Annotated in this window: 12 protein-coding genes; 4 read left to right on the top strand and 8 right to left on the bottom strand. The window is 39.5% G+C overall.

Annotated elements, in window-relative coordinates:
* Nucleotides 1-16: 16 nt before the first annotated feature.
* Nucleotides 17-1,150, bottom strand: a complete 1,134-nt coding sequence (locus BGP76_RS10395; protein ID WP_158584231.1) for a sialate O-acetylesterase — start codon at nt 1,148-1,150, stop codon at nt 17-19.
* A gap of 323 nt (nt 1,151-1,473) precedes the next feature.
* Between BGP76_RS10395 and BGP76_RS10390 the strand changes: the two genes are divergently transcribed.
* From BGP76_RS10390 to BGP76_RS10380, 3 genes are all read left to right on the top strand, one after another.
* A complete protein-coding gene (locus tag BGP76_RS10390) occupies nt 1,474-2,055 on the top strand; it encodes an O-methyltransferase (protein ID WP_073124629.1) in 582 nt (193 codons plus the stop codon).
* A gap of 224 nt (nt 2,056-2,279) precedes the next feature.
* Nucleotides 2,280-2,972: an NUDIX domain-containing protein gene (locus BGP76_RS10385; protein WP_216009872.1), complete on the top strand. Its 693-nt coding sequence runs from the start codon at nt 2,280-2,282 to the stop codon at nt 2,970-2,972.
* Nucleotides 2,973-3,027: 55 nt separating this feature from the next.
* The gene (locus BGP76_RS10380; RefSeq protein ID WP_119844609.1) at nt 3,028-3,936 is read left to right on the top strand and encodes a sialate O-acetylesterase; all 909 of its coding nucleotides are present in this window, start codon (nt 3,028-3,030) and stop codon (nt 3,934-3,936) included.
* Nucleotides 3,937-3,951: 15 nt separating this feature from the next.
* On the opposite strand, the gene BGP76_RS10375 is transcribed toward BGP76_RS10380, so the two are convergent.
* From BGP76_RS10375 to BGP76_RS10360, 4 genes are read right to left on the bottom strand one after another with little or no spacing between them, the layout of a single operon-like run.
* Complete coding sequence (locus BGP76_RS10375) at nt 3,952-5,037, bottom strand: hypothetical protein (protein ID WP_119844608.1); 1,086 nt, start codon at nt 5,035-5,037, stop codon at nt 3,952-3,954.
* Entirely contained in the window at nt 5,012-5,482 is a 471-nt protein-coding gene (locus tag BGP76_RS10370; RefSeq protein ID WP_119844607.1) for a hypothetical protein, read from the bottom strand. The genes BGP76_RS10375 and BGP76_RS10370 overlap by 26 nt, the downstream gene beginning before the upstream one ends.
* Before the next feature lie 19 nt (nt 5,483-5,501).
* On the bottom strand, nt 5,502-5,936 hold the full coding sequence (locus BGP76_RS10365) for a hypothetical protein (RefSeq protein ID WP_073124624.1): 435 nt from the start codon (nt 5,934-5,936) through the stop codon (nt 5,502-5,504).
* Nucleotides 5,937-5,940: 4 nt separating this feature from the next.
* Nucleotides 5,941-7,500, bottom strand: coding sequence for a capsule assembly Wzi family protein (locus BGP76_RS10360; RefSeq protein ID WP_119844606.1), 1,560 nt, complete (start codon nt 7,498-7,500; stop codon nt 5,941-5,943).
* A 197-nt stretch (nt 7,501-7,697) separates the two neighbouring features.
* Between BGP76_RS10360 and BGP76_RS10355 the strand changes: the two genes are divergently transcribed.
* Nucleotides 7,698-8,651 carry a glycosyltransferase family 2 protein gene (locus BGP76_RS10355; RefSeq protein ID WP_119844605.1) on the top strand — a complete coding sequence of 318 codons (954 nt, stop codon included), beginning with the start codon at nt 7,698-7,700 and terminating at the stop codon, nt 8,649-8,651.
* A gap of 58 nt (nt 8,652-8,709) precedes the next feature.
* On the opposite strand, the gene BGP76_RS10350 is transcribed toward BGP76_RS10355, so the two are convergent.
* From BGP76_RS10350 to BGP76_RS10340, 3 genes are read right to left on the bottom strand one after another with little or no spacing between them, the layout of a single operon-like run.
* Entirely contained in the window at nt 8,710-10,326 is a 1,617-nt protein-coding gene (locus BGP76_RS10350) for a cyclic peptide export ABC transporter (protein ID WP_073124618.1), read from the bottom strand.
* A gap of 37 nt (nt 10,327-10,363) precedes the next feature.
* Nucleotides 10,364-11,038 carry a putative nucleotide-diphospho-sugar transferase gene (locus tag BGP76_RS10345; protein WP_119844604.1) on the bottom strand — a complete coding sequence of 225 codons (675 nt, stop codon included), beginning with the start codon at nt 11,036-11,038 and terminating at the stop codon, nt 10,364-10,366.
* 11 nt (nt 11,039-11,049) lie between these two features.
* Nucleotides 11,050-11,769, bottom strand: a complete 720-nt coding sequence (locus BGP76_RS10340) for a glycosyl transferase family 90 (protein ID WP_158584229.1) — start codon at nt 11,767-11,769, stop codon at nt 11,050-11,052.
* Nucleotides 11,770-12,175: the final 406 nt, after the last annotated feature.

Raw genomic sequence — 12,175 nt, 5'->3', positions numbered from 1 at the left:
ACGGGCCTAGAGTCGTTTAATGAATTAGCACTTTCTTACTGAGCATTTTCTCGTTTGTTTCTAGTCGATAGTAGTACACGCCACGCGGTACTGATGCAAAATCATAGCTGATGCTGTGGTGACCTGATGTGCATGGCTTATTGAGGATTTGTGTTACTTCCTGTCCTGCGGTATTGTATAGTTTTAGTTTGACATGAGTGGCTTTGGGTAAGCTAAAATCAATTTGTCCGTAGCTGTCTACAGGGTTAGGATAGACTGTGCTGAGACTGTAGGTAGTGTTAGACTCGCTATGAAGGATAGGTGCATTAGCATCATACTCAAGTAAGCTTAACATTTTCTCTCCATAGCGTTTGCCCAGTTCTCGATATCCCGCAGCATCGAAGTGGATGTTGTCATCCTTATCCGAACAGCCACTAGAAGAGATGATGTGCGCATTAGGGATGATCTCGGGCAGTTGAGCGACTATTTTATTCATACTAGCTAGGCTACCCCCTTGATCTTCGTGTACCATTTCTCCAGCGAGTAGAGGGATAGCATTGGCTTCCATATCCAGATCTGATAGCAGGTCATCATAGATTTTTTTAACTTTAGTCGGCCATTGTGCATCGCCAGCGTTAGATTCTCCTTGATGCAGTAGAATACCTTTGATTACGCCTACTTCTTGCGCTTGTTTGGCTAGACTGAGTAGATGGTTATAAGGGTTACGGTCATAGCTGTCAAGTGCATTTTGAAACCAATCCTCTTTGTAGGTATCTAGATAGTCCTCATAGATGTCCTTGTCGAACAATTCGATTCGACACCCACCTACAGCGACATTGACGACACCTACATTGATATGGGAGGGTAGAGATGCTATCAGCGTACGACCAAAGTAGTCTGCGGGTGATAGTCCATTCCAGCACCGGCACAATGGAGGGATCGCAGGGTGCCATTCTGTGGCTTGCCGATTGATATTGGAACAATCGACTGCTTGCAAAACCTGAAAGCGGTTGTCTACGGTTTGATCTTGAGAACCTATCGTTCCCTGTCCCTCCATATTGGATTGACCAAAACATAGGTAGATATGAAAATTAGGGTCTTGTGCTTGTGATTGAACTGAGAAAGTGATCAGTCCTAAGGTCAATAATAAGTGTGTAATCTTTATTTTCATGCTTGTAATTTTAGTGACTAAACTAGCTCTTTGCCTCAGGGGGGATAGGGGATGATTGTAACATATATAGGTTCTTCTGTTTTTAAGGTCTGGTGAAAGGGTTTGATTTGTCAGGGTAAACGCACCGAGACGATTTTAACTATCCCAAAGTGTGGATTAATTGGGGCTCATTTTTCTGTTCCTAACCCTAAAATTTGGTGCTTTGAGCAGAGTGGGATATCATAACCTTATGAGAATGTATCGTAAATGTGTGGTGTGAGATGTTTTCTGAGAAAGAACTATAGAGTACACTGATTGTGTATACTGATAAATGTTAACGAATAATGAAAGAATCCAATATTCTGGATACGCCTAAGATGTATCCTCAACTGGAAGCAAAGTGCAAAGAGATGGGATTTACTATGCCATCGGATATTTATATTGGGACTTTGCTCAAGTCATTGGTAGCATCCAAACCAAAGTCCAATATTCTCGAATTGGGGACAGGGATCAGCCTATCGCTGGCTTGGATGATAGAGGGACTAGACGAACAGTCTAGGTTGACGAGTATTGACAATGATCCCAGTCTCATCGAAGTAGCACAAGCGTTTTTTGGAGAAGATGAGCGATTAGATTTAGTATGTGCTGACGGTGCGCAATGGATCAAGCATTACGAGGGAGATAAGTTTGATTTGATCTTTGCGGACACATGGCCAGGTAAGTATTCTGAGTTACTAGAGACATTGAAACTTGTCAAAGTAGGAGGTTTTTATATCATCGATGACATGACTCCACAGCCTAACTGGCCAGCGGGACATGAGGAAAAGGCCATACACTTAACAAAATACCTCGAAGAAAGAGATGACTTTACCATTACCAAGATGAACTGGTCTACAGGAGTGATTCTTTGTACGAAGAGGTGCTGATTAATTGTGTGGCTTTCTATCCAAAATGCCATAGAGATGTACATTATGGATAGAAAATATTCGAACTAAGCAAAATAAAAAAGAGTATAAAAAAAGCGGTGATGCATAGAAAAGTAAAATATATCTGTGCGCTCTAGATTATCATGTTCAGCGAATGGTGAAGCAGGATTTTGATCCTATGGATGCTTTCATCTCTACATGGATTCGGCTATACTTGTGTGATTATGACACTTTACAATGAATATGACCGATTATTGGTCGCAGTGGATTGCATTATTTTTGGATTTCATGGGGATCAACTGAAACTGCTATTGATCAAAAGGGATTTTGAGCCAGAGAAGGGGAAGTGGTCTTTGATGGGTGGTTTTGCCAAGAAGTCTGAGAGTTTGGATGATGCTGCTAGTCGTATTCTGATGAGTTTGACGGGGTTGCAAGAGGTTTTTTTAGAGCAACTTTATTGTTTCAATCAAGTCGATAGAGACCCTGTAGAGCGTACGATCAGTGTTACATATTATTCACTTATCAATATCGAGGATCATGACGAGGAATTGAGCAAACAGCACGATGCATCATGGTTTGATTTGGGTGAGATGCCCGACCTGATTTTTGATCACAATGAGATTGTAGACCGTGCCCATCAGCGGCTCAAATATAAAGCGGAGCACTATCCTGTAGGATTTGAACTTCTCCCACCTAAGTTTACCATGCCAGAGCTACAGTCATTGTACGAAGCGATCTTCGAGACGGAGATGGACAAGCGTAATTTTATCAAGCGCATCGATTCGCTCGGTATTTTGGTCAAACTCAACGAAAAGAAGCGTACAACAGGTAAGAAGGGGGCGTTTTTATATCAGTTTGATGAAGATAAATACAAACAGCAAATGAAAACGGGAAACAAGTTTCAGATTAAGCCTTGATGGTCAGATGCATGACAGGTGTCCCGTCCTAAGTATTGAATCAGGATATTAGAGTATGAAAAATTGGAGTGTAGCGATAGGGCTAGTAGGGCTGACTTTTTTCGCGAATGCGCAAAAGAATAGCAACGAGATAGAAGTGTACTTTCTCGGAGGGCAGTCTAACATGGATGGCTATGGGTATATCAAAGACTTGCCTGATTCGTTGAAGCGAGCGCAAGACGGGATTTATATTTTTCATGGACACACTGTGCCGGATGATGAAGAAGGTGGTGGAGTAGGGAGCTGGCAGGTGCTGAGGCCGGGGCATGGCACTGGATTTACTGCTGATATGAAAAGGAATAAATATTCGGATCGTTTTGGGTTAGAATTGAGTTTTGCGATGACGATGCAGCAGGCTAAACCTGATAGAAGGATAGCGCTAATCAAATATTCGCGTGGAGGGACTTCTATTGATAGTTTGGCAGCAGATGTGTTTGGGTGCTGGGATCCAGACTATCATGGGGTGACTGGCATCAATCAGTATGATCACTTCCTAGCCACGATGCGTCACGCCATGGCTGATGGGGATATTGATGATGATGGAGTCAAAGATGTACTGGTGCCAAAGGGCATATTGTGGATGCAGGGGGAGAGCGATAGTAATTTGGAATCTTCTGCATACGCGTACTGTGATAATCTAAAGCGGTTGATGGATTTGATTCGTGCGACGATGCTTACCGATGACTTACCTATCGTGATAGGAAAAATCTCTGATAGCAACGATGCTTCTAGAGGAGGTAAGGTTTGGAAGTATGGTGAGCTCGTTCAATATGCTCAGGAACAGTTCGTCAAGAAAGATGATCGAGCAGCCATTGTCAGAGAGACTAAACATTATGAGCACTCTGATCCATGGCATTATAAAAGTGTTAATTACATCCAGTTAGGCAATGCTTTCGCTGAGGCCATGTTGAAACTGGAGGAGTGATAGGTTGCGTGTTATCTAGAGGGGGGTATCCGGTTTTGGATGCTTTTTAAGCAAAATAGAAAGCGCTAGTATTGTCAATACAATCCATGTTGCTAACCCTGTATACAAATTGTTTTCAATAGGAAAGTAGGTAGATTGATTTTTAAAGAGTATTCCGAATAAGTTGTTACATCCTAGAATAATACCAATAGGATATATTACCCATAAGTTCAAACGTGTATTTTTGAGGTACAGGTTGTAGAACTTAGGGAGAATGAAAACCCCATACGCAAATACCTGTGGTATAAAAGGGATGTTTAGTACCAGTGTATTTCCGAGGTGAAAAACGCATAGTGCAAATAGCCAGGTGTACCACGTTTTTCTTGATTTGAGTAAAAAATAAAGTCCTGCCATCTCGAATAAGGGGATAAAATGATCCGTGATTTCAACCAAGAAGATTGGAACATACTTGAAATATGGAGCCAATAAATGTACACGATCAGAGACGTAATACCCTTCGTAGTACCATCTTAAAATCCCATTGGTTGATGTATTGAAATCCATCCATGGTATTTTAGGAACGCCAGAAGTGAATAAGCCAAAAACGATAACGATAGCGTATAGAGCGATTGCTCTGTCATGTGTTTTCTTGGTGGTGTGTGTTTCGGGTCTGATGGCAATTTTGGCTCTCGAATTAGTAAAGGCTAATATTGGAAAAATTAGTGTCATCATGATTTCGTGGTCTATTTTTCCAAGATTATAGGCAAAACCATCCATGATCAACATGATAAAAAAGGCGACCATGGATGTCAAACGAGTACGGTAACCGATTGTAATGCAAACCATGCAAATCAGCATGGTGATATCCATGATGTCAATGAACCAATCAGCTGGGAAATCTGAGAATATATTAAAGAAGTTCCATCGAGTATTTCTGTATAAGGCACTGGGTATGGATTTTAACCAACCCCAATAATGCTCTGAAAATAGTAGGCTATACAATCCAAACAGAATTCTAAAAACGCCTAGTCCATTTTGATTAAAATCAATATGGGTACTGATCAATATGCTATTGCGGGCTGTATGTGCTTTTCTGTCAATCCAGTGTATATATTTTTTCATCTATTACTGTTTGAGAAAAATCTTTGGAGTCTATTTTTAGTTTTCTTGCAATGATTACATTCTCAGAACAATGCTGTTCCTTGAGTTTTTGTCTCCACCAGTTTGTCACCTCTGTGTATTGATCAGTATGCTTGTCGTATGTGAAAAGCCCAAGGTCATTCATGATCATACCTCTCAAATCGTGGATTGGAGCAGGGAATATAAATCGCGTATGATTGAGTTCAATTTCGGTACCTGTTTTTGGATCTATACCGTATAGTTGTCTTTTTTCAAAAGTACATGTCCCATCTTTTCCAATATTTACTTTAGAGCCTGCTGCAGGCATGACCACAGAGGGGTAGATTTCTTTGCTGCTAAAAGCGATTTTAGCTAAAAAAGGAATGCCTAAAAGCAAAGCAAGGGCAGTAACTATAAAAAAGTATTTGTTTGTCGTAAGCTGGGACATGAGGCTACTATATCAAGATCTATTTCTCTTCCAGGTTTAATGTGTGCGAATTTACTATACCTACTTCAGTGTGTTTTCCGTCAGATGATTCGGTAACATACTCTAGTGCTATACCGTCTTTATATAGCTCGTAGACGACTTCCCAACTGTTTTTAGTACAGGTGATGCATTCTGCATTGTAGATGTCTAGTCGCAGTTTTATAGTATTGGATGGGAGTTTAACCATGGTAGGTTCTTTTTCTGTTTCTGGGTTTTTTCGGGTATCAAAATACAATTCGTCATTGACATAGATCAAGGCATAGTTGTTTATTTCATAGAAAATGATACTATACCCATCATCGGAAGGTAGCGGTGCGTCAGCTTTCTCTGTTCCTAATTTTTTAGGATTAGGGACACATGCGATGAGTGTAAAAATAACAATGAGGTATTGAAAAGTTCTTTTGAAAATATTCATGAGATTAGAAATTTTTGGAAAGGTTAAGGCTGATTGAAACGTTTGTTTTGTCATTATTTTCAACATAATACATGTTTTGACGAAAATTCATACCGAAGTGCATTCCGACTAGATAATTTCCTATAAACTTTGAAAAAGTGCTTTCTAATGTCCATTCATGATCATGTCTGTTTTCATCCTTAATAGTGTCGTAGAAATAATCATCGTTAAAACGGATTCTTTGGGCAGTGAGTTGTAGTATACCTGTAGCAAATACGTATTGAGCATTGAAATAATCCGAAGAGGAGCCAGGACCTATACCAGCACCAAGGATTTGTCCTTTTTGGGTATACCCTTGTTTGACGATATGGTGAGCATACCATGTAGGAGTAGCACGGTATGCGTTACTTTTGGATTGATCTAAGGTCGCATGCTCATAGGTTAATTTGATCAAATCTTTGTTTTTCAAATCTATATATTTGCTAAAACCTAATGTATAGCCTCTTGAATGATCCGGTTCTGTACCGTATAGTTTTCCTCCAAAATCATTTTTCGCGAATTCTAGGTACGTTTCAAAACCTACCTCTCTAAAAAACCACCGCATGGTAATCGAACCCATTTGGTCGTACTCATCATTCACTCCATCGACCCCATCATTGTCATCAAAATTGGTAATGAAGACCAATAGATCAAGTGGAACAAAATCCTTGGCTTTTTTGTACAATACTCTATTGAAACCGAGATAAAGACTAGGTAAAAAACTGGGGTTATAGGAAGCAGAAAAACCCGACCAATAGCGATGATTCCATTGAGTGTCTTCGTCGAAATAGTCTGATTTCTTAAGGAGTCCGTAATATATTTTTCCTTCAAATCTTCCGATTTTTGTATTGACAGGTTTATGTGTGCCAATATCAATGTGAGGAATTCCAGAAGAATTATTACTAAGTAAAATAGGGTTTCTCTGTGCTGGACCCCAGACTATGTTTTGTGTAGATGCTCCGATCGTGAATGATTTGTAGACGAGACGTATATCAGTCTGTCCCAGATCAAACTCTGCAAAGCTTTGGTCTCCATATCTTTGGACATAATCAATGCGCTTGTTTGTAAATTGATAGTTGTATGGATTGTTGTCACTGGTCTGTGGAGCTAGCTCAAATGCAGAATTTTGTGAAAAGAATACAATAGGAGCAATAGTGAATTCTAGTAGCCCGTATTTTCCTGTCACGCCTCCTTGGATAGAGCCTGTGTAGCCTTTTCCCTTCCATAGTGCTCCATCATTGTAGCCATGTGCGTAGGTTGAGTTGTAGTGGTTTGTCAGTCGGGCTGGGAGTAGTGAGATTGATTTGTTTTTTTGTTGGTCTAATTGAAAGTTGTCTTTCCAAGGATTCCATGTGATAGAGTCTTTGTTGTATTGGGAGACTATCGTGGGGAAAATATTCATTCGGTTGGATATCCCTTCATTTTTGATTTCTAGAATCCGATAGTATTCTAGGTATTCACTATCAGGGTAGAGGACTTGCGCATGCAGAGTGTTGATGTGAACGATCAGCATGCATAGAGCGAAATAGATAGTGTATCGGTTCATATATGGAAAACTTTATGCGAAGTTAATCAGCTCACAAGGGATTGCAAGCATAGAGTTTATCTAAAGTTAATTTCTACCTAGTGGTCTGTTTACGTATGACACGCCTGTGTTTTTTGGATAAAAACATCATTATCTTCGCGTGGCGAATGGCTATATCATCGATGTTCTATCGAATGTTCAACATAATGGATTAAAATATGAATACCCCCAAAATAACAGTAGTAGTGCCGATTTATAATGTGTCTCAGTATTTAACCCAGTGTATTGACAGCATTGTAAATCAAACTTTGTCTGGCTTAGAGGTGATATTGGTCAACGATGATTCTCCTGATCCGCAGGATGATGTGATTTGTCAGGATTTTGCTAATCGATATGAACATGTGTTGTATGTGAAGCATGAAAAGAACAAGGGGTTAGGAGGTGCGCGTAATACGGGGATTGAACACGCGACAGCAGAGTATATTACATTCATAGACAGTGATGATTGGTTGGAACTCAATATGTTCGAAGAGTTATACAATGCAGCTGTCAAATCGGATGCAGATATTGCACAATGTTTTTTCTATGAACATTCGGAGGGGAATGTACGGCTACAGCGTGTTAAAGGCTTCAGAAAGCAGGCTGATATTATGCATGCAATCAATGTACTGGCATGGAATAAAATTTATAAAACAAAGCTGTACAAGGATAACAATGTCTATTTTCCTGAGAAAATAGCGTCTCAGGATGTCGCGACAATGACGAGACTGTTATACTTTGTCGATAGTGTAGTCTTGGTGAGAAAGGGGCTGTACAACTATAGAATCAATCGCAAAGGATCGCTGACATCTAACTATAAGAAGCTACTGACGGATTTGCCAGTTGTATTTCAGATTATTCAGGATTTTTTGGAGCAACATGGGAAGCTAGAGTCAGACAAGAAATTTCTCGAAAAGCGCGTACTTAAGAGTTTGGTTCATCATCTCAATAGAATGAAAAAAGATACAACTATCGCTGAATCTGAAAAAGACGCGTTGATTGCTGAACATATTCAGAATTCACTAAAGTATTTGAGCCTGAGAGGAAAAGATGAAATCGTAAATCTAGATTCAGCTATTAAAAGACTGACGCGTTATCGAAACAAATTGTACGTTAGATTGTTCTTTGCCTGATAAGGATGGTGAAATGGCCGCTCTAGTTTTGGATCAGCTTGGTTAGTGTTTTGCATGTCTATTTTTCTGAGGCGACCATTCCTTCTTTCAATTCTATAATTTCGTCAGCCACATCAAAGTATTTTTCGTCGTGAGAGATCACGATTACAGTTTTTCCTTTTTCTTTTAAGAATGGAAGAATTTTGTGGTAGAATATTCCCTTGAAGTAGGGGTCTTGATTAGCCGCCCACTCATCAAAGACATAGATTTCTTTGTTGTCTAGCATGTTAGCGATGAGTGCTAGTCTGGATCGTTGGCCATAGGATAGTTTTGTAGAGCTAAATTGATCTCCGTCAATATGTACTTTTTCACCCATCTCTAGCAAAGAGATAAACTCGTTTGCATTAGAGCTGAGGTATTCTTTGTCTATGTGCGATAAATATTCGAACACATGTGAGTCTGCATAATATGCCGAGAACAAGTCTCGGTAACTAATCAAATTTTCTTGACTGATGGGCTCTTCATGGTACTTGATTATGCCATCTGTAGGGATATACAGGCCGGTTAGTATTTTAGAAAAGGTAGTTTTTCCACTTCCATTCCCTCCAATAATGAAGGTGATTTTGTTTTTCTGAAGCCTGAGGTTCAATGGACCAAAAGTGATTGGGTTTTCATGTTGCTGTTCTTGGTATTGGAATGATACCGAGTCAAATGTCAGGATGGGGCTATTCGATTCTATTGATTCAGGGATGTTTTTGTTAGATGAAATCTGATGTTGATCCACTGCTATTCCTAATTTATTGATTTGTTCTAGAGATACTGTAGCGGAGCTTTTCAACCTAAAGAACGCAGCAATTTTGGTAGTGAAAGGGATCAGAAATAGGATGGTTGGTAAGATAGCTTTGAAATGATCAAAATCAATAGGTAGTATCGTGACTCCTGCATACATGAGTAATCCCGAAAAGACAAAAACTAACAAGTCAGATAGTCTATCTGTAGTCTCTAAGAGAACTTTTCGTTTTACCTCGGCATTGTTCCAGTTTCGTAAATTGGAAGATATGACTAGTGAGATGTAGTCTTTTCTTCGAGCACCGTTCAGGGACAATTCCTTTAGACCTGAGACCATGCTAGATAAATCCCGGTACAAGAAGTTATTGTACTTGGTAGCTCTACGGGTCAATTTCCTTACGAAAGGGAGGGTAGCGGCTATCATGATGATCTGAAGCACAAATGCTAACGTGAAGAAGAAAGTTAGCTGTCCATCTGATACGAACATTACATAGAGCGTAGCGATCACAGTGGTCATAGATACCAAAAACTGTGGGATACGATTGATGAACTCAGATAGAACCGTGATGTCTCGTGTAAGTACAGGTACGATTCGTTCGGAGGAAGCTTCTATATATTCATAGTCTGCACGTAGGATTTTTTCTGATAGCTGCTGGGTTAGTTTTCGAATAACGATGGATGTGATTTTGGCCAAGAAATATCCTGAGGCTATACCTAGAATTGTAGCAGCTAAACTATATGCTAGGATATAAAGAATGAATTCACTGTTGATATTATCTACTGAGTCCAGACCTGTCTTGAGCATCATTATTACTCTAGAGGTACAGAATCCAGATAGCACACCAGTAATTGCACCAGTTATAAACAGACCAATTCTAGTTTTGATTAACGGGAGAATTTTTTGCATTCTTATGTGTTTTGATTAATTCTAGTTATTGTTAGAATTAGAAAATCTTATCATATTCTTTTTTGATCTCGGTAGCGATTTGCTCCTTGGTCATGGCGGACAGATGCTTGCAAAATTTCGTGTTTCGTTTGCTAACGATAGACGAAGGTAAGTATCCGATGAGTTTGTCCAGTTTTGGATCTAGCATTACCCCTCTTAGTAGGACGTTTTGTGTTCTTGGGTGAATATCTGCTAAGTGTTTTAGCTTTCCTTGTCCTAGTTCGAGCCAAGTGTCAATGAATTCGTGAACCTCAGGACTGTTCTTCATAATATTGAAACCAGCATTAGGGAGCGCCCATCTCTTCATCTCCAGACTTAATTTCCAGTTGTGAGAAAAGTACATGCCTAGCCTGTCTGACCCATCTTTTTGGAAGAGAATTTTTTTGTCACCAGTCATGTATTGAGTGATGAGACGCTCTAAACTGAGTTCTAGTTGATCCTTGTAGATTAATGTGTCTGCATCCACCATCATCACGTACTCGGCATCTGATGTTTTGAAGTGATCTTGAATCATCTTGATCCTACTCCATGTGAATGCCATGTCAGGAATTAATTTTTCTCCGTAATGACAAAATTTATAACCGTGTATCTCACAATATTTTTTCCATATCGGAATAGAGTATTGTGTGTATATGTCAATATGCTCGGTCGAGAGCATGAGAATATCTATCATGATGTATTTGTTTAGTATTTGATACTTACTTTTTGAGCGTATGTTTCTAAAAGAAGTTTTTGAACGGCCATGTCATTCTGTTCATCCAAAAATTGAGACATATATTTCCTTCCATTTTGTGCAATCTCGGCGCAAAGTTGATCATTTTGCTTGGCCCATTCCAATATTTGTTCTAGATCCGATAGGTCATCCTTTAAGGGAAGGTAATGTACGTAGGGTTCTAATTTTTCTTCCATGATCCAAGACTGCCAGTAGGGCTTGGGCATGATGGGGACGGAGTTGGATGAAAGTATCCACCGGAGGTTACTGGCTACATCGTTGCCTTCTAAACTAATGATGAATTTGTACTCAAGTTGTTTTTTGATTGTAACCTTTCCTCTTTTCCACTTTGTTAGTTCAGGCTTTTGTTTGGTGGTAGCAAAACCCACGTCATACTTATTGTAGTAGCTTTTGACAAAATCAACACGCTGTTCTTGACCAGTGGTAGCACCTCTCCATATTACGTTGTCTTTTTTCTCTCTCCATGAAAGGTCGTTGGCTTGGCTGGTGGTACATGGATCAGTTAATCTCAGTGACCTGAAGTTATAGATGACGCTGTGTTGGTCGGTAGCCCTTCTGGATTTTCGGATGGCTGGTATTTCTCCAGAAGAACCATGTTCACCGTAGTACAGTGGGTATTTAAAATCAACAGTCAATAGACCTGCTTTATCAAATGGGATGAAAAAATTCATTAAGGAATGCAAGTCTTTGTACCTCTTGTAAAAAGGGAGTACCCGTATATTTTTTATTCTTGGAAGATGAACAATGTGTTGGCAGTACCAGTGTGCAAAGCTGTTTTTATAATCATTATATGATACCAGATTTAGTTCTATCTTAGACCATTTTGTCAGACTCTTATAATAATTGAAGTCTTTGATGTCAATCTCAAACGTTTTCAAGTTGTTTAGATAAAATGCAACTCTATCATCATGGGAAACCCACATGTCGGGTAGGGAGCCTGTCTTGTTCATAAGAGATTAATAAATCACGCAAAAGTATGAAAAACAAGAGACAATCGGCAGGAACTGTTGTCAATAGGGGGTGAAATAATTAGTTATGTTATAAGATGACTGACTTGTCAAATCAAGTAGGGGCTTG

It is taken from the genome of Reichenbachiella sp. MSK19-1, assembly GCF_003590315.1.
Taxonomy (GTDB): domain Bacteria; phylum Bacteroidota; class Bacteroidia; order Cytophagales; family Cyclobacteriaceae; genus Reichenbachiella; species Reichenbachiella agariperforans.
Note: the sequence above shows the minus strand (reverse complement) of the source record. Positions and strands in the feature narration are given on the sequence as shown.

Excerpts from the sequence above, each read along its gene's own strand:
- BGP76_RS10395 (WP_158584231.1), bottom strand. The coding sequence starts at position 1,150 with ATGAAAATAAAGATTACACACTTATTATTGACCTTAGGACTGATCACT.
- BGP76_RS10390 (WP_073124629.1), top strand. The coding sequence starts at position 1,474 with ATGAAAGAATCCAATATTCTGGATACGCCTAAGATGTATCCTCAACTG.
- BGP76_RS10385 (WP_216009872.1), top strand. The coding sequence starts at position 2,280 with ATGACACTTTACAATGAATATGACCGATTATTGGTCGCAGTGGATTGC.
- BGP76_RS10380 (WP_119844609.1), top strand. The coding sequence starts at position 3,028 with ATGAAAAATTGGAGTGTAGCGATAGGGCTAGTAGGGCTGACTTTTTTC.
- BGP76_RS10375 (WP_119844608.1), bottom strand. The coding sequence starts at position 5,037 with ATGAAAAAATATATACACTGGATTGACAGAAAAGCACATACAGCCCGC.
- BGP76_RS10370 (WP_119844607.1), bottom strand. The coding sequence starts at position 5,482 with ATGTCCCAGCTTACGACAAACAAATACTTTTTTATAGTTACTGCCCTT.
- BGP76_RS10365 (WP_073124624.1), bottom strand. The coding sequence starts at position 5,936 with ATGAATATTTTCAAAAGAACTTTTCAATACCTCATTGTTATTTTTACA.
- BGP76_RS10360 (WP_119844606.1), bottom strand. The coding sequence starts at position 7,500 with ATGAACCGATACACTATCTATTTCGCTCTATGCATGCTGATCGTTCAC.
- BGP76_RS10355 (WP_119844605.1), top strand. The coding sequence starts at position 7,698 with ATGAATACCCCCAAAATAACAGTAGTAGTGCCGATTTATAATGTGTCT.
- BGP76_RS10350 (WP_073124618.1), bottom strand. The coding sequence starts at position 10,326 with ATGCAAAAAATTCTCCCGTTAATCAAAACTAGAATTGGTCTGTTTATA.
- BGP76_RS10345 (WP_119844604.1), bottom strand. The coding sequence starts at position 11,038 with ATGATAGATATTCTCATGCTCTCGACCGAGCATATTGACATATACACA.
- BGP76_RS10340 (WP_158584229.1), bottom strand. The coding sequence starts at position 11,769 with ATGAATTTTTTCATCCCATTTGATAAAGCAGGTCTATTGACTGTTGAT.